Origin of the sequence: Blastococcus capsensis, from assembly GCF_030165005.1 — a bacterium.
GTDB lineage: Bacteria > Actinomycetota > Actinomycetes > Mycobacteriales > Geodermatophilaceae > Blastococcus > Blastococcus capsensis.
The window spans coordinates 1-18,070 of record NZ_JASNNW010000010.1; the positions used below are offsets into that span (position 1 = coordinate 1).

The window sequence follows — 18,070 nt, forward strand, 5'->3', positions numbered from 1 at the left end:
GGCGATCACCGCCGGATCGGTGTCCCGCCCGGTGACGGCCACCTCGGCGGCGATCGCCCGAGCACGGGGCCAGTCCAGCCGCCCCAGGCACAGCTGCGCATAGGTGGCCGGCAGCACGGTGGTCAGCACCTCGGCGTGCTCCAGCAGGGTGACAGCCGCCGCCCGGCTGCAGTTCTGCACCAGCGCCAGCTCGTCGGGCACGAACTCACTGACCCCCGCGGGGCCGACCGCACCCGCGCCCTCCCCACCGGGTAACGGGTCCGGCGGCGCCGGGCGGGCCGCGGCCAGATCCATCACCAGCTCCGCCCGCAACGCCGCCAACTGCGCCTCGGCCACCACAATCTGCTGGAGCAGCGCCGCCGCCTCACCCGCGCTCCGCCGGGCCGGCAACCACGCCGACAACGGCTCCCCCAACCGCGGCAGCGGATCAGGATCGGCCAGCTCCCACTCCGAAGGCACGTCACCGACCGGCATCACGGTCACCCCGACCGCGAACCCCACACCCGACGACATGCCACGACCATAGGGACGGGGTCTGACACTTTTCCGCCGCTCCTGACGACACCGCCCAGAAGCGCTCCCGATCGCCGCACGGCTGTCCCTGGACGGCAGCGACGGCCATCGCCGTGGACATCTGCGGCTCACGCCATGTCGGGGACGGAAGTCCCCGTACAGCCCTGTAGTCCGCTTCGGGGCGCAGCGGGACGGCACGGGCACGCACCGGGAGACTGGGCCGTGGCTCCTCAGCGGTCCGCCGGGAACCGCCGGCCGACCCTCCGGGGAGGATGGACCCGTGCCCGACAAGCCACTTCCCGATGTGATCGCCCCGGGCCTGGACGTGCTGTTCTGCGGCATCAACCCGTCGCTGATGTCGGCCGAGCTCGGCCACCACTTCGCCCGGCCGGGCAACCGGTTCTGGCCGGCCATCCACCTGGCCGGGCTCACGCCGCGGCGGTTGCAGCCGGTCGAGGACCGAGAGCTGCTGCGCTACGGGCTCGGCGTGACCAACGTCGTCGACCGGCCGACCCGGACCGCGGCCGAGCTCTCCGGCGACGAGCTGCGCGCCGGCGCCGAGGCGCTGGAGCGGCTGGTGGCCCGGTACCGGCCGCGGGCGCTCGCCGTCCTCGGGATAACCGCCTGGCGGGAGGGCTTCGGCCGGCCGAAGGCCCGGATCGGCCTGCAGCCCGAGCAGGTGGGCGGTGCCGACACCTGGGTGGTGCCGAACCCCAGCGGGCTCAACGCCCACTTCCAGCTGCCCGACCTCGCGCGCGTCTATCGCCGGCTGCGGCCCGACGCCGCCGCGGGCAGCGGGTGCTGACCCGACCGACGACGGCGCTCGACGGCCGGATCGTCCACGCAGTGACCAGGCCTTCGACGACGTACGGATCCTGGGCCACGAAGCGCTCGACCACCTCGCGCGGCGCCGTCCAGATCAGCAGCGCCCGGTCGTAGGGGTCGGGGAGCGCACCGGCCGGCAGGAGCTCACCCCGTTCGTGGGCCGCCCGGGCCAGGTGCAGGTGATCCGCGCGCAGCGCGCCCCGCCGCTCCAGGTAGTCCTCGGCCAGCGCGTACTCGAGCACCAGGTGCATGCCGCCACTCCACACCCGCAGCGCCGCGGGGTGCGGGGCGGGCACAATGCCGGGGTGCCTCGCCTTCTGGTCGTCCACCACACTCCGTCGCCGGCCCTGCAGGCCGTCCTGGAGGCGGTCAAGGAGGGCGTGGCGCTGGTCGACGACGTGGAGCTGGTGCTCCGTCCCGCGTTGTCCGCCGGCCCGGCCGACCTGCTCGCCGCCGACGGGGTGCTGCTGGGCACGCCGGCGAACATCGGCTACATGTCCGGTGCGCTCAAGCACTTCTTCGACACCGTCTACTACCCCTGCCTGGAGGCGACGGTGGGGCGGCCGTTCGGGGTGTACGTGCACGGTTCCGACGACACGGCCGGAGCGCTGCGGAGCATCGAGCGGATCACCGGCGCCCTGCGATGGAAGCAGGTGGCCGCACCGCTGAGCCTCACCGGTGCGCCGGGGACTGCCGACCTGGAGGCCTGCCGCGAGCTGGCGGCCACGGTCGCGGTCAGTCTCTGAGGGCCGGGGAGCCGCCCCGCCGGGCAGACGTGCGGGCCCGGTGGTCCGCGGTCACCAGCGCAGGGGATGCGTGGACCGCGAGTGCGCGGTCCGGCAGGCGCGGCAGTTGCCCCACGAGACGATGCACAGCGGGGTCGTGGGTCCACCGCACTCGGGGCACTCCACCGACTGCCCGGCGCTGTCCCGCGCCTCGCTGACGGCGCGGCTGCGCTCCTCGTGGATGGTTTCGTCGCCCCGGCAGGGACAACCGAGATGGGCTTCCGCGCAACGTCCGACGTGGTGGGTCAAGGGTCGTCCTCGGGTCGTGCCGGGCGGTCCGCCTGCGGTCGCCGGTGGCTGCCCCCGGGGGCAGCTGCGCCCGGGGGGAGGAACGCGAGAGGGGGGGCCGGGCCCCCGCCCCGGGGCCGCCGCGGCCCGGGGGGGGTGAACGGGCTGAGGGGCCACGGCGCAGCGCGCCGTGGCCCCTCTCGTCAGGCGATGATCAGAGCGGGCGGACGTTCTCCGCCTGCGGGCCCTTCTGGCCCTGCGTGACGTCGAACTCGACCTGCTGGCCCTCGTCGAGGGACTTGTAGCCGTTGCCGCTGATGGCGGAGTAGTGGCAGAAGACGTCGGCGCCGCCGCCGTCCTGGGCGATGAACCCGAAGCCCTTCTCCGCGTTGAACCACTTAACAGTGCCCTGAGCCATGTCGTTCTTCTTCCGTGCTGGGAGGTGACCGCACAGGTACGTACCGGGTGCGGGGCCGCCGCACCGACCGGCAGGACCGAGAGGAACGTCAGGCAGAGACGACTGCGGACGTCCAAGAACGAAAGCAGAGGCGCAACAGCGACCAGGCAGGACTGTACCCCCTCACCGGTCCGTAGCGGTAGACCGGATGTGGCGGGGCCTCTTCACGGGTGAGGCCGACCCGGCCGGCCGGGCAGCATCGCCGGGCATGACCACGGGTACCGGGCGAACCGGGCTGGGTGCACGACGCCATCCGGTGGCACGTCCACCCGCTGGGAGGTGGCCGGACGGGTGCGCGGCCGGCCTACCTGAGAGGCGAGGTCCTCCACGGCGACGACCGGGGGTTCGTCGCCGACTCGGGACTGGACGCGGTGGCGCAGTACGGGCTGTGAGAGGGAACTGGAGCGTGCCCGACGGCGGGAACTTCTGCTGGCTGGACGTGGCGCCGGCCCGTCACGGGGACGTCGTCGGGGGCCACGAGCACGCCTTCCGCGGCGGCGGCTGGCCGCCGCGGACCGTGTTCAGCGGGCGGCCAGGCGCTTCACCGAGCTCACCACGTACATCACCGAGAGCACGAAGAACAGCGCCCCCACCGCCGCGCGCACCTGGTCGTCGGTGACCGGAGCCCGCCGGGCGACCGGTCCCGCCACGGCGTCGGCCACGGTCGCGCGCCAGCCCTGGAGGCCGGCCTTTCCCAAGGAGATCGCATCCATGGCCGGTCCCTACCCCGGGGCCGTCGCGGATAGCCACGACCACCGGACGCAACACCGCGTACGTCGATGCCGCCAGGGCGGGCAGCGACCTCTCTGGCACGACGTCGTCCCGGAGGTCGCGGGGTCGGCCGCGTGCTGGTGGTCGACCCGCTCAGGTACGGCGACTCCGACCCGTCGGGGGAGTGGCACAGGCCTGGCCACCACCGCCACCGACCGGCCGGCCCGACGTCGTGGCCGAGGCGGTCCTGCGGCTGGGGGAGCGTGCCTGATCGGATGGCCGACGTGTACCCGGCCCGGCGTGCCGGGTAGAGGGCGGAGCATGAGATCTGCACTGGTCAGACCACGCTCGCAGAAGGTCATCGCCGGGGTGTGCGCCGCCCTGGCCAACCGGTTCGGCCTCTCCCGGGGGTTGGTGCGGTTCGGGTTCGTGCTCTTCGGTCTCTTCGGGATCGGTGAACTCGTCTACATCATCCTCTGGTTCATGATCCCCAAGGAGGGCTGACCGGGGTCCGGGACGGGCGGGCCGGCTGTGATTGGCTGTCGGCCGTTCCGCCCGTCTGCGAAGGGACCGCGATGTCGCTGCTGTCGGATCTGGCCGAGGCGCTGGTCACCGCGCGGATCGAGGTCGTCGACCTCACCGCGCCGCTGTCGGCGGAGACGCCGACCATCCAGTTGCCCGAGCAGTTCGCCCAGACCGCCCGGTTCGAGCTGGAGGAGCTCAGCCGGTACGACGACCGCGGCCCGGCCTGGTACTGGAACAACTTCCGCACCGGTGAGCACACCGGGACCCACTTCGACGCGCCCAACCACTGGGTCACCGGCCGGGACGGCGACGACGTGGCGTCGGTGCCGGCTGCCCGGCTGATCGCGCCGGCCGCCGTCCTCGACTTCTCCGCGCAGGCCGCGGAGAACGCGGACTTCCTGCTCGAGGTCGAGCACGTCCGGGCGTGGGAGGCCACCCACGGGCCGCTGCCCGAGGGCGGTTGGCTGCTCTACCGCACCGGCTGGGACGCGCGCTCGGCCTCGCAGCAGGAGTTCCTCAACGCCGACGAGACCGGGCCGCACACCCCCGGGCTGTCGCCGGCCTGCGCGCGCTGGCTGGCCGAGGAGTCCCCGGTGCTGGGGCTCGGCGTGGAGACGGTGGGCACCGACGCCGGCGCGGCGCACTCGTTCGACCCGCCGTTCCCGTGCCACGCGGCGCTCATGGGCAGCGGGAAGTACGGGCTCACCCAGTTGCAGAACCTCGACCGGCTGCCGCCGACCGGCGCGCTGATCGTGGCCGCCCCCCTGCCGATCGTCTCCGGGTCGGGCTCGCCGTCACGGGTGCTGGCGTTGGTCGACCGGGGATGAGCCGCGCGCGGCGGACGGTGGCGCACGCGGTCGGGGAGGCGCTCGTCCGCAGTGGCATCGACACGGCTTTCGGGGTCGTCGGTTCGGGCAACTTCGTGGCGACCAACGCCATGGTCGCCGCCGGCGCCCGGTACGTCGCCGCCCGGCACGAGGGCGGAGCGGCCACGATGGCCGACGCCTACGCCCGCACCAGCGGCCGGCCGGCGGCGCTCACGCTCCACCAGGGCTGCGGGCTGACCAACGCGCTGACCGGCATCACTGAGGCGGCGAAGAGCCGCACCCCGCTGGTCGTGCTGACGGCCGAGGCGACCGCGCCGCGCTCGAACTTCTTCGTCGACCAGCCGGCGCTCGCCCAGGCCGTCGGCGCGGTGCCGGTGCGGGTGGCCTCACCCTCGGATGCGGCCGTGCAGGCGGCTGCGGCGGTGGCCACCGCGCGGGACGAGCGGCGCACCGTCGTGCTGAACCTGCCGCTGGACGTGCAGCAGCAGGACGCCGGGGACGCCGCCGGAGTGGCCGGCCCCCCGCGGGCGCTGCCGACGGCCGACGCGGGTGAGCTCGACCGGCTCGCCGACGCCCTCCGGGCGGCGAGGCGCCCGGTGTTCGTGGCCGGCCGGGGATCGCGCGGCCCCGGTTCCCGCGCCGCGTTGGAGGCGCTGGCCGACCGCTGCGGTGCACTGCTGGCGACCTCCGCGGTGGCCAAGGGGTTGTTCCGGGGAAGTGACTGGGACCTCGACGTCTCCGGCGGGTTCGCCACGCCGCTGGCCGCCGAGCTGATCTCCGGCGCCGACCTGATCGTCGGCTGGGGCTGCGCGCTGAACATGTGGACCATGCGGCACGGACGGCTGATCGCCGACGGCGCCGTGGTGGTGCAGGTCGACGACGAGGCCGGCGCGATCGGCGCGCAGCGCGCGGTGTCCTTCGGGGTGGTCGGGGACGTGCGCGGCGTGGCCGGGGCCGTGACGGCGCGCCTTGGCGACGCCCGGCCCACCGGCTACCGGACCGCGGAGGTCCGGGAGGCGCTCACCCGGCGGCGGCGCTGGCGGGACGAGCCCTTCGCCGACACGGGCGACGAGCAGCGCATCGACCCGCGCACCCTCACCGTCGCGCTGGACGACCTGCTCCCCGCGGAGCGGGTGGTCGCCGTCGACTCGGGCAACTTCATGGGCTACCCGAGCATGTTCCTCGACGTCCCCGACGAGCACGGCTTCTGCTTCACCCAGGCCTTCCAGTCGGTGGGCCTGGGCCTGGCGACCGCGATCGGCGCCGCCCTGGCCCGGCCCGACCGGCTGCCGGTCGCGGCCCTGGGCGACGGCGGCGCGCTCATGGGCGCCGCGGAGCTGGAGACCGTCGTCCGGCTGGGCCTGCCCATGGTGGTCGTCGTCTACGACGACGCCGGCTACGGCGCCGAGGTGCACCACTTCGGCCCGGACGGGCACCCGCTGGACACCGTCCGCTTCCCCGAGACCGACTTCGCCGCCATCGGTCGCGGGCACGGGTACGCGGCGGTCACCGTGCGGCGCCCGGCGGACCTGGACGGCGTCGCGGCCTGGTTGGCCGGACCCCGGTCGGCGCCGCTGCTCGTGGACGCCAAGGTCACCCGGGAGGAGCCGTCGTGGTGGCTGGAGGAGGCGTTCCGGGGCCACTGACCCGGCTGGCGGTGACCGTCCGTCCCCGCGTCACGGCCAGCCCTGCTCGTCCAGCGGCGTCACCGTGACCTGGGGGAGCACCAGGTTGCCCGGTGCGGCGACGATCCAGGCGACGAGGTCGGCGACCTGCTCGGGTCCGAGTGCCTCGCGGCCGGTTCGCTGCGGGTCGGCCGGGTCGGCCGGGTCGGTCGTCCGGCGCTCCGCCGGCTCCCAGGCGCCCCACGAGGTCGCCATCGCCCCGGGGTAGAGCACGCATGCGCGGATGCCGTGCGGCCGGCCCTCGGCGGCGAGGGCCTGGGTGAAGCCGGTGAGCGCGAATTTCGACGAGCAGTAGGCCGCCGCCGATGCCCAGCCGCGCAGCCCGGCCACCGAGGAGACGTTGACGATCGTGCCGCCGCCGGCGCGGCGCATGTGCGGGAACACCGCCTTGCTCAGCACGAACGGAGCGCGGAGGTTCACGGCGAGGACGCGGTCCCAGTCCTCGACCGTCGTGGCCTCGACGGTGCCGGGGACGTCGGTGCCGGCCGCGTTGACCAGGACATCGACCCGTCCCCACCTGGCGACCACCTCCGCGACCGCGGCCTGCGCCGGGGCCGCGCCGGCCAGATCCACCGGCCGGCTCAGGGCCGATCCGCCGCTGCGCCCGATGTCCTCCGCCAGGCCGGCCAGATCGCCGGCGTCGCGTGCCAGGAGTGCCACCCGGTAGCCGTCGCGTGCCAGCCGGTGCGCCACCGCCCGCCCCAGCCCGCTGCTGGCGCCGGTGACGACCGCCACCCGCCGGTCGTCACCGGTGTCCGCCATGTGATCCTCCGACCGTTCGTGGAGCGGGCGGTCAGCGCCGCCCAGCCGGGTCGAGCAGCCGGTCGAAGACCAGTCCGGTGCCCTGCGCCTGGACGTACTTGTCGGCGACGTCGATCGCCCAGTCGCGCGCCGACCACCGGGTGGGGTGGTAGAGCCCGAGCGCGGTGTTGAGCAGCACGTCGCCGGTGTACACGGTGGCGAAGACCGTGTTCACGGCCTTCTGCCCGCGGAGGCCCTTCAGGGCAGCGATGCCGTAGGCGGTGCCCCACATCATGCCCAGCGAGAAGTGCGTCGCGTAGTTCAGCCGCCGACGGCCCTGCGGCGTCTCCGGATCGATGGGGGTGACCTTCTGGGCGAAGTCGGCCGGTGCGTAGCTCTCGCTCCGCTGGGTGAGCGGCATCTCGACGAACTTCTGGAAGGCCGTCATCACGACGGTTCCCGCGAGGCCGGCGAGGACGCCGCGCCCGATGACCCCGGCGGTTGATGTGCGTCTGTTGGCATGCATCCGTGATCCCTACCCGCCGAGGTTCCGTGGACACCCCGACCGCCGGATGAGACCGGCGGCCCCGGGTAGGGAGGCCGCATGCATGCGAGCGCGCTGATCCGGGAGAGCGAGATCCGGCTGGCCGACGGTCGGACGCTGGCGTACGCCGAGTACGGCGATCCGGAGGGGCAGCCGGTGCTCGGCTGCCACGGGTCGCCGAGCTCCCGGCTGGAGCGGCACGTCGAGGATCCTGACGCCTACCGGCGGTGGGGGGTGCGCTTCGTCGTCCCCGACCGGCCCGGCTTCGGCCGCTCAGACCCTCAACCCGGCCGCCGCGTCATGGACTGGCCGGACGACGTCCGGCAGCTGCTCGACCACCTCGGCGTCGAGCGGTTCGCCACCCTGAGCCTCTCGGGCGGGGCGGCCTACGCGCTGGCCTGCGCGCACGTCTTCGGCGACCGGGTACGTGCCGTCGGCATCCTGGGTGGCGCGCCGCCGCCCGACGTCCCGTGGCCCTGGCCCCGGTGGGTGCCCCAGCGGGTGCGCGCGACCGTGCACCGGCCGGCGCAGCTGACGGCAGTGCTGCGGCCGGTGTTCGCCCCGCTGGGGCTGCGCCCGGCCCTGATCCCGCGGTACCTGCAGCTGCGGCTCAACCCGGCCGACCGGCGGGTCATCGGCCGGCCGGCCGTCCGGCGGATCCTGGCCGACACCTTCACCGAGGGGCTGCGGAACGGCACTGCCGCGCTCGCCGAGGACCGCGCGCTGCTGTTCCGGCCATGGGGCTTCCCGGTGTCGACGATCGGGCAGCGGGTGCACATCTGGCACGGCACGCAGGACTGGCAGGTCCCCGCCGTCCTGGGACAGGTGCTCAGCGCGATGCTCCCGGACTGCTCGGGGCACTGGCTCGCCGGCGAGGGGCACTTCCTGGTGTTCGACCACGCCGAGGAGGTCTACCGGAGCCTCCTGGAGTGACCGGTCAGGCCAGCTGCGCCGCCACCAGCGGTTCCAGGGTGAGGCCGGAGTGCCGCTGCTGCAGCATCCGCAGCGCCCACTTGTCGGGGAAGAGCGCCAGCAGCTCGCCGTCGGTCCGCTGCACCACCTCGACCCCGCCCGAGGTGGCGATCAGCGGCAGCGACGCCTCGTCGGTCCGCATGGCCAGGGTGTAGGGCAGCCGGTCCAGCTCCACCGGCGCGTGGAACTCGTGCTCCATGCGGTGGGTGGCGACCTCGAACTGCATCGGCCCGACGACGGCGAGCACGGGGGACCCGTCGCCGCGGCGGTCCGACCGCAGCACCTGCACCACGCCCTCGGAGTCCAGCTGCTCGATGCCCTTGCGGAACTGCTTGTGCTTGGCGGTCTCCCGGCTGCGGACGACGGCGAAGTGCTCGGGGGCGAAGGTGGTGAGCGGGGGATAGCTGACCGGCCGGTCGGCGTAGAGGCTGTCGCCGACGCCCAGGGCGGAGGCGTTGACCAGGCCGACGACGTCGCCGGGGTAGGCGAGGTCGACGCTCTCCCGCTCGCGACCGAACACGTGCTGGGCGTACTTCGTGGTGAACGGGCGCTTCGTCCGGCCGTGCGTGACGACCATGCCGCGCTCGAAGACGCCGGTGCAGATGCGGATGTAGGCCAGCCGGTCCCGGTGCGCGGCGTCCATGCCCGACTGCACCTTGAACACGAACGCGCTGAACGGCTCGCCCAGGTCGCGCACCGCACCTTCGGCGTCGGGCCGGCCGGTCGGCGCCGGGGCGAGGTCGACCAGGGTGTCCAGCAGCGCGCCCACGCCGAAGTTGGACACCGCGGAGGCGAACAGCACCGGCGTGGTGACCCCGTCCAGGAACAGGGACTGCTCGTGGTCGGCGCCGGTGGCGTCGAGCAGGTCGACCTCCTCGACGGCCTGCTGCCAGGCGTCGCCCTCGCGGGCGAGCGCGGCCTCGGGGGACAGGGTCTCCTCAGGTGCGATCGTGGCACCGCCGGCGGTCCGGGTGAACCGGCGGTAACTGCCGTCGGAGCGGTCGAGCACGCCGCGGAAGTCGCCGGCGATGCCGACCGGCCAGGTCAGCGGGGTGGGCGTGAGGCCGGTGCGCTCGCTGATCTCGTCCATCAGCTCGAGGGCGTCCTTGCCCGGCCGGTCCCACTTGTTGATCACCGTGACGATCGGGATGCCGCGGTGCTTGCAGACGGCGAACAGCTTCATCGTCTGGGTCTCGAGGCCCTTGGCGGCGTCGATGAGCATCACCGCGGCGTCGACGGCGGTCAGCACCCGGTAGGTGTCCTCGGAGAAGTCGGCGTGCCCCGGGGTGTCGAGCAGGTTGACGACGGCGTCGCGGTACTCGAACTGCAGCGCCGCCGAGGTGATGGAGATGCCGCGCGCCTTCTCCATGTCCATCCAGTCCGAGACCGTGCCGCGGCGCCCGGCCTTGCCGTGCACCGCTCCGGCCTGGCCGATCACGCGCGCGTGCAGCGCCAGCGCTTCGGTGAGGGTCGACTTGCCGGCGTCGGGGTGGCTGATGACGGCGAAGGTGCGGCGCCGGGCGGCCTCCGCGACGGCCGACCGGGCGGTGCGGTCGGCGTCCGGGGAGGTGGGAGCGGCAGTCACGGTGGTTCTCCTCGCCAAGCGAGGGCGCGCGCCGCTCGGAGGAAGGCTGCGCCCGGGTGGTGCGGGAGGACACCGGGGTGCTCCGCAGGCGGGTGCCGGGGGCCGTCCGCACGCGGGCGGAGCGAGGTGTCCGAGGACTCCACGCTACAGGCGTCAGCCGGTGTAGCCGCCGCGCATGTCCCCGACGATCAGTGGCCGGTCCAGCGTGGACGGTGCCAGCCGCTGCCGGGGCCGGTCTCCCGGGAACACCCCGGCGGCCTGCAACACCGCCTCGTCGAGGAACCGGGTCGCGGGTGCGGCGGACGACAGCGCGAGGGCAGGTGGCCGCGGCCCGTGCTGCGCGACGGCGAATCCCCAGTCGCCGAAGCTGGGCACGTGCACGTGGTACGGCGTGGCCGCCAGCCCGGAAGCGTCCAGCGTGGAGACGGTCCGCCAGAACGCGGTGGGCGTCGAGTACGGGCTCCCGGCCTGCACGGTGACCAGCCCGTCGGGAGCCAGTGCCGCCGAGACCAAACCGTAGAACTCGGCCGAGTAGAGCCGGCCCAGCACGGGGGTGTCCGGGTCGGGCATGTCCACGATCAGCGCGTCGAAGCCGGTCGCGGCGGGGGTCCGCAACCAGCGGAAGGCGTCCTCCTGGACCACCTCGACCCGGGGATCGTCGAACGCGGAGTCGTTGAGGGCGGCCAGCCGGGTGCGCGCCAGCGCGATGACCTGCGGGTCGAGCTCCACCTGCACGACCTCGCGGACCGTGGGGTGGCGCAGCACCTCGCGGGCGGCCAGCCCGTCCCCACCACCGAGGATCAGCACGCGTTCCGGGTCGCGGGCCAGCGCCGGGTGCACCAGCGCCTCGGTGTACCGGTGCTCGTCGACGCTGGAGAACTGCAGGTCGCCGTCGAGGTAGAGGCGCAGGTCGCCGGACCGCTCGGTCAGCACGATCTCCTGGTAGTCCGAGCGCCCGGCGGCGACCACCGGATCGTCGTAGAGCCGCTGGCGTGCCGTCGTCTCGATGTCCTGGGCGCGGACGAGCAGCACCGCCAGGCCGGCCGCGGCCACCAGGAGGGCGGCGGTGGCCGTGCGGCGGGCGCGGGCGCTCATCTGCCGGCGCAGCAGCAGACCGGCCACCACAGCGGCGGCCAGCAGGTTGACCAGGCCGGTGAGGGCGGCGCCGCGGACCTGCCCGGCCAGCGGCAGGAGGACGAACGGCCAGGCCAGGCCGCCGAGCAGCGCGCCGGCGTAGTCGGCGGCGTTGAGGTCGGCGAGCAGCTTGCCGCTGCCCTCGGCGTCGATGCCGGTGCGACCGGTCTGCAGCAGCGTCATCAGCAGCGGCACCTCGGCGCCGACGAGGATGCCGAGCACCGCCGTCGCGACCAGCAGGACGGCGCTGCTGGTGCCGTAGAAGGAGAACGACACGTAGAGGGTGACGGCGCTGAGTCCCCCGGCGACGCCGAGGAGGATCTCCACCGCGACGAAGGTGACCGCGGCGGAGGCGAGGAACGGCTTGACCAGCAACGCCCCCACCCCGAGGGCGGCCACGAAACCGGCGACGATCAGCGAGGTCTGGGTGATCCCGCCACCGACGAGGCTGGCCGACAGGGTGAGCAGCACCAGCTCGTAGATCAGCCCGCAGGCCGCGCAGACGGCGACCGCGGCCAGCAGCAGCGGGCGGGAGCGCACCGCCGTCCGCCCGGCCGGCGGCGAGGTGGCGACCTCGGGCGCGGGGGCGGACACGGGAATCAGGACAGGGCGGCGGCGTTGACCGCGCCGATGGCGACCAGGCTGGCGGCGATGGCCCAGGCCGATCCGCGTATCCGCGGCTCGTTCACCAGGGCGCGCAGCTCGGCCGGGATGACCGCGTCCAGCACCCGCAGGGCCACGGCCTGCAGCAGCACACCGACCAGGCCGTAGACCGCCGTGTCCACCAGCCCCTGGCCCAGGTCGTCGCCGCTGGTCATGATCGCCGTCACCACGATGATGGCCAGCGCGAGGTGGTTCGCGGCCAGCAGGATCGCCGCGTTCGGGTTGTGGTCGAGGTAGACCTGCGTGCGCAGGTTGCCCGGCGTGAGCAGGTCCAGCGCCAGGAAGCCGAGGGCCAGCACGCCCACCCCGATGACGAAGAACAGCAGCGTCCCCACGACGCCCTGGACCAGCAGATCGCCGTCGACGGTGCCGAACTCCAGCGCCTGCCACGTGGTGCTCATGTCGGGTTCTCTCCTGGGATGGGGGACGGGAGGGGAGTGCGGGAGGCGGTCACTTGCCGAACCCGGGGCCGCCGCTGCCGCCGGTTCCGGCGGGAGAGCCGGGCCGGAAGCCCGGTCCGAGATAGGCGAAGAAGCCGCTGCGGTACCGGCCGTCGAGATCCTCGACGCGCACCGTGCTGCCGCCGGCGGCAGCGCTCACGATGACGATGTCGTCGTCGTAGCGGAGGTACTCGTTGCCGCCGTCGGCCTGCCGCTCGGCGGGCGGCACGGCGTCGGCGATCGCCGCGGTGGTGGTGCCGACGGGGTCGGGCGAGGAGTAGACCGAGGTGTCGTCGAGGATCTCGGTCCGCTCGTAGGTGTCGTCGAGGAAGTCGCGGACGCGGGTGCCGCTGCCGCAGCCGCTGAGGAGGAGGAGCACGGTGGCCAGCGCGAGGGCCAGCACCCGGGGCATCGATCTCACGGCGTCCACCTGGTTCGTGTGGTGACGATCTCGCCGGTGTTCCCGGCGGGGTAGAGGTGCCAGGTCTGCCAGGCCCAGCCGCCCCCGGCGAGGGGCTGGGCGGTCATGGCGGTCAGGGCACCGGCCGAGCCCGGGAAGGCGCCGCACAGCCACCCGGGATCGGCGTCGGCGAGGGCCCGGAGCCGGTCGGCGGTCGCGTCCAGTTCGAGGCGACCGGTGGTGGTCACCGCCGAGGTCAGCTCGTAACCGCCCGACCGGGTGCTGCGGGGCAGCCGGTCGCCGCCGGCGCCCACGGCGTCGCAGGAGACCTCCTCGGTGAGCCGGGCGCCTGGGACGGCGGCGGTGACCACGTGCGAGGCGCCGAGCACCCCGAGGGTGAGGGAGCCACCGCGGCCGTCGGTCAGCCGCAGCTCCGCCAGCGTCGCCGGCGCCGGTCGGCCGAGCAGCAGGCCCAGCGCGGCGGCCGACACGTCCCGCGGCTCGATGTCGAGCAGGTGGAGGCTCACGCGTCCGGCGTCCGGTGGTAGACGGTGAGTTCGCCGCGACTGACCGCTCGGCCGGTGGAGACCTCCCACGACTGGGTGGTCGCCCACCGCTCGAAGGCCAGCAGCCCGGTCTTGTCCGCGGTGGCGTAGTCGGCGTAGTCGACGGTGCCGCTGGGCGGTGTGCCGGTGGTGCCCTCGGCGGTGTAGGCGGCCCGGCCGCGCTCGATCTGCCGGTGCACCCGGTCGTCGAGGATCACGTCGCCGTCGGGCGTGAGGTTGGTGCCCTCGCGGCGCATCCACAACGTCATCTCGAGGTCGCCCTCGTCGTCCTCGACGGTGAGCCAGCGGCGGCCGGTCGACCCGTCGAGCAAGTGCTCGCGCCAGGTCATCCCGCCCTCCTCGAGCACGATCGTGCCGCGGACGACGTGGTCGATCCCGGCGTAGGTGATCACGTCGCCGACGCCGATCCCGTGCGGGTCGTAGAGGTCGGGCTCGTCAGCCAGCGGGTCGACCCGGCGGCGCGGACCGGCGGCCTTCGCGAGGTTCCGGCGGCGGAGGACGAGGATGACGCCGGCCAGGGCCCCCAGGGCCACGAGGACGACGATCAGCAGGACGAGGAGCACGTCGGACATCGGATGGCCTCCTTGCGACGGGGCGTGCGGGCCGCACCGAACCTATCGCGTTCCACGCCGTTGCCGATCACGGTCGGAGCACCCTGCCGCTGACCACCCGGCTGTACCGGAGCCGCTGAGGTCCGCACCGGTGGTTCAGACCCGGGAGACGGCGACCGGCGCCGGGTGGGACGTGTCCCGGGGGATGAACGAACCCCCGACCAGGCCCGCCGCGAGCACCGCGGTGCTCACCGCGAAGGCGACCTGGAAGGACGCCACGTCGGTCAGCCAGCCGGCGACCAGCGGCCCGGCGATCGCGCCCAGGTCGGCCGACATCTGGAAGACCGCGACCACCCGGCCGCCACGGCCGGCGGTGATGTCGCCGACCAGCGCCGCCGGGGCGCTGGCGAGCAGCGACGCGGCGAGGCCGTAGACGGCCATCGAGACCAGGAAGGCGCCGATCGCCGGCGGCCCGACGAGGATCGCCATCGCCGCGGTGGCCAGCGCCGCGCCCAGCAGCAGCGAGGGGCGGCGTCCCCACCCGTCGACCAGCCGGCCCGACCGCAGCAGGCCGAGGGCCTGGGCAGCCGACCCGGCGAGCAGGCCGATGCCGGCCCAGGCGACCGTCCGGCCGAGCTCCTCGGTCACGTAGAGGGGCACCAGCGAGTTGCGGACGCCGAACAGCACCCAGCCCACGCCGAAGTTGGCCAGCAGCGCGGCGAGGTAGACCCGGGAGCGCAGGGCGGTGCCGAGGGCCATCGGGGCGGCGCCGAGGTCGGGGCCGGCGGTGTCCGCCGCCGGCGGTGCGGCCGGGTTCGGCTCGGCCGAGCGCAGCAGCAGCATCCCCACACCGCCGGCCACCAGCAGGAACCCGGCGTAGAGGAAGAACGGCAGCCGCGGGGAGAGCTCGGCCAGCAGGCCCCCGAAGGCGGGGCCGGCGATGCCGCCCAGGATGAAGCCGCCCTGCCAGGTGGCGGCCGCCCGGCCGCGGTGCGACGGCGGTGCCACCCGGAGCAGCAGCGACAGCGCCGCCACGGTGAACATGGCGCTGCCTATTCCACCGGCGGCACGCAGGCCCAGGAAGAGCGGGAAGGACCCGGCCAGCCCGGCGGCTCCGGTCGCGACGGCGACGATTCCCAGCCCCGAGGCGAGCACCAGCCGTTCGCCGAACCGCTCGACCAGCGTGCCGCCGCTGAAGGCGGAGACGAACCGGAAGAAGGCGAAGGCGCTGATCGCCAGCCCGACGGCGGTGGTGCCCACCCCGAAGGACCGGGCGAACAGCGGGATGGCCGGGGCGACGATGCCGAAGCCGAGGGCGACGACGAAGGCGATGACCGCCAGGACCATGACCTCGCGGGGGAGGTCTCCCCGTGTCCCGACCCGCACGACGGACCATGCTCGCACGTCGCGCGGACGGGGGCGCCGGCGTACGGGGCGGTGGCCGCGCCGCCCCGTACGCCCAGCAGATCAGGCGATGCGCCGCGCGCTGGCGAAGTTGCCCATCGAGTCGATCGAGGCCACCTTCACCGGGACGCCGGACGTCGAGGCGTGCACCATCTGCCCGTTGCCGATGTACATGCCCACGTGGCTGACGGGGCTGTAGTAGAACAGCAGGTCGCCGGGCTGGAGGGCCGCGCGGGACACCGGGGTGCCCATCTGCGACTGCATCCGGCTGGAGTGCGGCAGGTTGATCCCGGCCGCGGCATAGGCGAACTGGGTCAGGCCCGAGCAGTCGAAGGCGTTCGGCCCGGCGGCCGCCCAGACGTACGGGTCGCCCACCTGGGCCAGGGCGGTGTCGACCGCCACGCGGGCGGCCGAGCTGCCACCGGCCGGCGCCGGAGCCGGAGCCGGTGCCGGTGCGGGAGCCGGAGCCGGTGCCGGTGCGGGAGCCGGAGCCGGTGCGGGAGCCGGAGCCGGTGCGGGAGCGGGAGCCGGTGCGGGAGCCGGAGCCGGAGCGGGAGCCGGAGCGGGAGCCGGTGCGGGAGCCGGTGCCGGAGCCGGAGCCGGAGCCGGAGCCGGAGCCGGAGCCGGAGCCGGAGCCGGTGCCGGAGCCGGAGCCGGAGCCGGTGCAGGTGCCGGTGCGGGCTCTGCGGCGGCGGGTGCGGGGGCGTCCTGGGCCCGCGGCTCCTGTACGGGCGCCTCCTCCTCCGGTGCGCCGGCCGCGGCCGCGGCGGCCGCTGCCTGCTGGATCGCGTGCCGCTCGGCGGCCGCCCGCGAGGCCCGCTGCTCCTCGGCGCTGAGCCGGTCGTACTGGGCCTGGTAGATCGCGATCTGCTCGTCGAGCCGGGCCCGCCCGGCGGTCACGCGGTGGACCTGTTCCTGCGCCTCCGCCGCGGCCTGCTCCGCCGAGGCCGAGGCATGGTCGGCGTCCGCACCGGCTGCCTCGGCCGCACCGAGCACGCCGTTGTTGTGGTCGGCGATCGTGCCGAGCAGACCGACCCGGTCCACCAGGTCGGTGGCCGACTCGCTGGTCAGCATGGCCTGCAGCGTGCCGAGCCCGTTCCCGGTCCAGGCGCTTCGGGCGACCGTGCGGACGCGGTCCTGTGCCTCTGCGAGGTCGGCCTCCGCGGCGGCGAGCTCCGCCCCGGCCCGGTCAGCGGCCTCCTGGGCGGCCTTGAGTCCTTCGCGGGTCTCGTTGAACCGTTCGGTGAGGACCTCGAGGTCGTGCGCCTTCGCGGCGATGAGCTGCGCGGCTTCCTGGGAGGTGCTCGGCCGCTGGGGATCGGCGGCTGCGGGGAACGCCGTCAGACCGACGCCACCGGCGGCCACGAGGGCCACGAGCGCCCGACGGCCGGAGATCCGTCGGTGGGCAGGGTTGTGCGAACTCGCCATGTGCGGCGGGTCGTCCTTTCTTCCACGGCCGCCTACCGGGTTAGCTGACGGGTTCGGGCGGGAAGGCGCCCGGCGTCCGGCGGCCGTGCGGGCCGTCGGTCGCTTCACCCCGGTGCTGCAGGTGGGTCCCCGGTCCTCTGCCGGCCGGTGCCGGCGGGTGGTTCGGCGGCGTCCGGGCGGCTGTCACCGGTTGAGCGACGGAGGGGGGCCGTACGGACGGCCCCACGCTAGGTGTCGAGCGGCCGGGTCACCAGGGGAGCGGAAGAGTTCACAGTGATCTTCTTCCTTGCCATGGGGTGCGTGCACGTTGCGTCACGGACACGCCGGGGTGGTTGTCATCCGGCGACCGCTCGCCGGGGCCCGACACGGCCCGGCCCGGGTGGGAAACAGGGACCTATGGCCATGTTGATGTCCTAACGCCCGTAGGAGCATGGGTGCCGTGGGCGCAGCGACACCGCCGGATCGTCGCCAGCGGCGGCGGCAGGAGACGATCGAGCAGGTGCTCGACGTCGCCCTCGACGTCATGGCCGAGCAGGGCACCGCCGGGCTGACCCTCGGCGAGGTGGCCCGCCGGATGGGCATCCGGCCGCCTTCTCTCTACGGGTACTTCGACGGCAAGCAAGCCCTCTACGACGCGCTCTTCGAGCGGGGGTGGCGCAGACTCCAGGAGGCGATCCGGGCGGCCGGCGCGACCGACGAGGACGCCGACCCGCTCACCGTCCTGCGGAACGGCACTGCCCACCTCGTTCGCTGGGCGGTCGAGCACCCCGCTCACTCGGCGCTCATGTTCTGGCGTCCGGTGCCCGGCTTCGCGCCCTCGGAGCGGGCATACGCACCGGCCCTCGAACTCGATGCGCAGTCGCGCGCCCTGCTGGTCCGGCTCCGGGACGCCGGGGTCCTCGCCCCGGACGTCGACATCGACCGCGCCTACCGCACCTGGACGGCGCTGGTCGGCGGGGTCATCTCCCAGCAGTTGTCGAACGCGCCCGGCGAGCCGTTCGAGACCGGCGCTTTCACCGCCGTCCTGCCCGACGTCATGGACATGTGGCTCGCCCACCACCGCAGGAACCCGCCCGCCCGCTGATC

21 protein-coding genes, 1 pseudogene and 1 riboswitch are annotated in these 18,070 nt (G+C 74.4%); of the genes and pseudogenes, 8 read left to right on the plus strand and 14 right to left on the minus strand.

Annotated elements, in window-relative coordinates; all coding sequences use genetic code 11:
* Positions 1-513: pseudogene (locus tag QOZ86_RS09950) on the minus strand (hypothetical protein); the annotation flags it as partial.
* Positions 514-793: 280 nt separating this feature from the next.
* Between QOZ86_RS09950 and mug the strand changes: the two are divergent.
* Positions 794-1,318, plus strand: a complete 525-nt coding sequence (gene mug / locus QOZ86_RS09955) for a G/U mismatch-specific DNA glycosylase (protein WP_284491808.1) — start codon at positions 794-796, stop codon at positions 1,316-1,318.
* Here mug and QOZ86_RS09960 read toward each other — a convergent pair.
* Complete coding sequence (locus QOZ86_RS09960; protein WP_284491809.1) at positions 1,236-1,634, minus strand: YciI family protein; 399 nt, start codon at positions 1,632-1,634, stop codon at positions 1,236-1,238. The two genes, mug and QOZ86_RS09960, sit on opposite strands and share 83 nt — an antisense overlap.
* A 9-nt stretch (positions 1,635-1,643) precedes the next feature.
* On the opposite strand from QOZ86_RS09960, the gene QOZ86_RS09965 reads away from it, so the two are divergent.
* Positions 1,644-2,084 (plus strand): flavodoxin family protein, encoded by a 441-nt coding sequence (locus tag QOZ86_RS09965; RefSeq protein WP_284491810.1) that lies wholly within the window; start codon positions 1,644-1,646, stop codon positions 2,082-2,084.
* A 481-nt stretch (positions 2,085-2,565) separates the two neighbouring features.
* Here QOZ86_RS09965 and QOZ86_RS09970 read toward each other — a convergent pair whose 3' ends face one another.
* Positions 2,566-2,769: a cold-shock protein gene (locus QOZ86_RS09970; RefSeq protein WP_041775763.1), complete on the minus strand. Its 204-nt coding sequence runs from the start codon at positions 2,767-2,769 to the stop codon at positions 2,566-2,568.
* Positions 2,770-3,047: 278 nt separating this feature from the next.
* On the opposite strand from QOZ86_RS09970, the gene QOZ86_RS09975 reads away from it, so the two are divergent.
* A complete protein-coding gene (locus QOZ86_RS09975) occupies positions 3,048-3,200 on the plus strand; it encodes a hypothetical protein (RefSeq protein ID WP_284491811.1) in 153 nt (50 codons plus the stop codon).
* A gap of 129 nt (positions 3,201-3,329) precedes the next feature.
* On the opposite strand, the gene QOZ86_RS09980 is transcribed toward QOZ86_RS09975, so the two are convergent.
* Positions 3,330-3,521: a hypothetical protein gene (locus tag QOZ86_RS09980; RefSeq protein ID WP_284491812.1), complete on the minus strand. Its 192-nt coding sequence runs from the start codon at positions 3,519-3,521 to the stop codon at positions 3,330-3,332.
* 319 nt (positions 3,522-3,840) lie between these two features.
* On the opposite strand from QOZ86_RS09980, the gene QOZ86_RS09985 reads away from it, so the two are divergent.
* From QOZ86_RS09985 to QOZ86_RS09995, 3 genes are all read left to right on the plus strand, one after another.
* Positions 3,841-4,023 carry a PspC domain-containing protein gene (locus QOZ86_RS09985; protein WP_284491813.1) on the plus strand — a complete coding sequence of 61 codons (183 nt, stop codon included), beginning with the start codon at positions 3,841-3,843 and terminating at the stop codon, positions 4,021-4,023.
* A gap of 71 nt (positions 4,024-4,094) precedes the next feature.
* Complete coding sequence (locus QOZ86_RS09990) at positions 4,095-4,871, plus strand: cyclase family protein (RefSeq protein ID WP_284491814.1); 777 nt, start codon at positions 4,095-4,097, stop codon at positions 4,869-4,871.
* Positions 4,868-6,517 (plus strand): thiamine pyrophosphate-binding protein, encoded by a 1,650-nt coding sequence (locus tag QOZ86_RS09995; RefSeq protein ID WP_284491815.1) that lies wholly within the window; start codon positions 4,868-4,870, stop codon positions 6,515-6,517. The genes QOZ86_RS09990 and QOZ86_RS09995 overlap by 4 nt, the downstream gene beginning before the upstream one ends.
* Before the next feature lie 30 nt (positions 6,518-6,547).
* Here the strand turns inward: QOZ86_RS09995 and QOZ86_RS10000 are convergent, their stop codons facing one another.
* Positions 6,548-7,318, minus strand: a complete 771-nt coding sequence (locus tag QOZ86_RS10000) for an SDR family oxidoreductase (RefSeq protein ID WP_284491816.1) — start codon at positions 7,316-7,318, stop codon at positions 6,548-6,550.
* A 31-nt stretch (positions 7,319-7,349) separates the two neighbouring features.
* Positions 7,350-7,823, minus strand: a complete 474-nt coding sequence (locus QOZ86_RS10005) for a hypothetical protein (RefSeq protein WP_284491817.1) — start codon at positions 7,821-7,823, stop codon at positions 7,350-7,352.
* Between the two features lie 78 nt (positions 7,824-7,901).
* Here QOZ86_RS10005 and QOZ86_RS10010 point away from each other — a divergent pair, with 78 nt between their 5' ends.
* Positions 7,902-8,774 carry an alpha/beta fold hydrolase gene (locus tag QOZ86_RS10010; protein ID WP_284491818.1) on the plus strand — a complete coding sequence of 291 codons (873 nt, stop codon included), beginning with the start codon at positions 7,902-7,904 and terminating at the stop codon, positions 8,772-8,774.
* Between the two features lie 4 nt (positions 8,775-8,778).
* On the opposite strand, the gene QOZ86_RS10015 is transcribed toward QOZ86_RS10010, so the two are convergent.
* The 8 genes from QOZ86_RS10015 to QOZ86_RS10050 all read right to left on the minus strand — a co-directional run bounded on the left by QOZ86_RS10015 (position 8,779) and on the right by QOZ86_RS10050 (position 16,984).
* The gene (locus QOZ86_RS10015) at positions 8,779-10,398 is read right to left on the minus strand and encodes a peptide chain release factor 3 (RefSeq protein WP_284491819.1); all 1,620 of its coding nucleotides are present in this window, start codon (positions 10,396-10,398) and stop codon (positions 8,779-8,781) included.
* Positions 10,399-10,551: 153 nt separating this feature from the next.
* A complete protein-coding gene (locus tag QOZ86_RS10020) occupies positions 10,552-12,126 on the minus strand; it encodes a polyamine aminopropyltransferase (protein WP_284491820.1) in 1,575 nt (524 codons plus the stop codon).
* A gap of 5 nt (positions 12,127-12,131) precedes the next feature.
* Entirely contained in the window at positions 12,132-12,596 is a 465-nt protein-coding gene (locus QOZ86_RS10025) for a DUF350 domain-containing protein (protein ID WP_284491821.1), read from the minus strand.
* Positions 12,597-12,645: 49 nt separating this feature from the next.
* Entirely contained in the window at positions 12,646-13,047 is a 402-nt protein-coding gene (locus tag QOZ86_RS10030) for a DUF4247 domain-containing protein (RefSeq protein ID WP_284491994.1), read from the minus strand.
* A gap of 5 nt (positions 13,048-13,052) precedes the next feature.
* Positions 13,053-13,562: a DUF2617 family protein gene (locus QOZ86_RS10035; protein ID WP_284491822.1), complete on the minus strand. Its 510-nt coding sequence runs from the start codon at positions 13,560-13,562 to the stop codon at positions 13,053-13,055.
* A complete protein-coding gene (locus tag QOZ86_RS10040) occupies positions 13,559-14,173 on the minus strand; it encodes a DUF4178 domain-containing protein (protein ID WP_284491823.1) in 615 nt (204 codons plus the stop codon). Before QOZ86_RS10040 ends, QOZ86_RS10035 begins: the two co-directional genes overlap by 4 nt.
* Positions 14,174-14,308: 135 nt before the next feature.
* On the minus strand, positions 14,309-15,538 hold the full coding sequence (locus tag QOZ86_RS10045; RefSeq protein ID WP_284491824.1) for an MFS transporter: 1,230 nt from the start codon (positions 15,536-15,538) through the stop codon (positions 14,309-14,311).
* Positions 15,539-15,619: 81 nt separating this feature from the next.
* The gene (locus tag QOZ86_RS10050) at positions 15,620-16,984 is read right to left on the minus strand and encodes a C40 family peptidase (protein ID WP_284491825.1); all 1,365 of its coding nucleotides are present in this window, start codon (positions 16,982-16,984) and stop codon (positions 15,620-15,622) included.
* A gap of 14 nt (positions 16,985-16,998) precedes the next feature.
* Positions 16,999-17,150: riboswitch (cyclic di-AMP (ydaO/yuaA leader) on the minus strand.
* Positions 17,151-17,423: 273 nt separating this feature from the next.
* On the opposite strand from QOZ86_RS10050, the gene QOZ86_RS10055 reads away from it, so the two are divergent.
* The gene (locus QOZ86_RS10055; RefSeq protein WP_284491826.1) at positions 17,424-18,068 is read left to right on the plus strand and encodes a TetR/AcrR family transcriptional regulator; all 645 of its coding nucleotides are present in this window, start codon (positions 17,424-17,426) and stop codon (positions 18,066-18,068) included.
* The last annotated feature ends 2 nt before the right edge of the window (positions 18,069-18,070 follow it).

Coding starts and splice junctions, on each gene's coding strand:
- QOZ86_RS09970 (WP_041775763.1), bottom strand. CDS start 2,769: ATGGCTCAGGGCACTGTTAAGTGGTTCAACGCGGAGAAGGGCTTCGGG.
- QOZ86_RS09980 (WP_284491812.1), bottom strand. CDS start 3,521: ATGGATGCGATCTCCTTGGGAAAGGCCGGCCTCCAGGGCTGGCGCGCG.
- QOZ86_RS09985 (WP_284491813.1), top strand. CDS start 3,841: ATGAGATCTGCACTGGTCAGACCACGCTCGCAGAAGGTCATCGCCGGG.
- QOZ86_RS09990 (WP_284491814.1), top strand. CDS start 4,095: ATGTCGCTGCTGTCGGATCTGGCCGAGGCGCTGGTCACCGCGCGGATC.
- QOZ86_RS09995 (WP_284491815.1), top strand. CDS start 4,868: ATGAGCCGCGCGCGGCGGACGGTGGCGCACGCGGTCGGGGAGGCGCTC.
- QOZ86_RS10000 (WP_284491816.1), bottom strand. CDS start 7,318: ATGGCGGACACCGGTGACGACCGGCGGGTGGCGGTCGTCACCGGCGCC.
- QOZ86_RS10005 (WP_284491817.1), bottom strand. CDS start 7,823: ATGCATGCCAACAGACGCACATCAACCGCCGGGGTCATCGGGCGCGGC.
- QOZ86_RS10010 (WP_284491818.1), top strand. CDS start 7,902: ATGCATGCGAGCGCGCTGATCCGGGAGAGCGAGATCCGGCTGGCCGAC.
- QOZ86_RS10025 (WP_284491821.1), bottom strand. CDS start 12,596: ATGAGCACCACGTGGCAGGCGCTGGAGTTCGGCACCGTCGACGGCGAT.
- QOZ86_RS10030 (WP_284491994.1), bottom strand. CDS start 13,047: ATGCCCCGGGTGCTGGCCCTCGCGCTGGCCACCGTGCTCCTCCTCCTC.
- QOZ86_RS10040 (WP_284491823.1), bottom strand. CDS start 14,173: ATGTCCGACGTGCTCCTCGTCCTGCTGATCGTCGTCCTCGTGGCCCTG.
- QOZ86_RS10050 (WP_284491825.1), bottom strand. CDS start 16,984: ATGGCGAGTTCGCACAACCCTGCCCACCGACGGATCTCCGGCCGTCGG.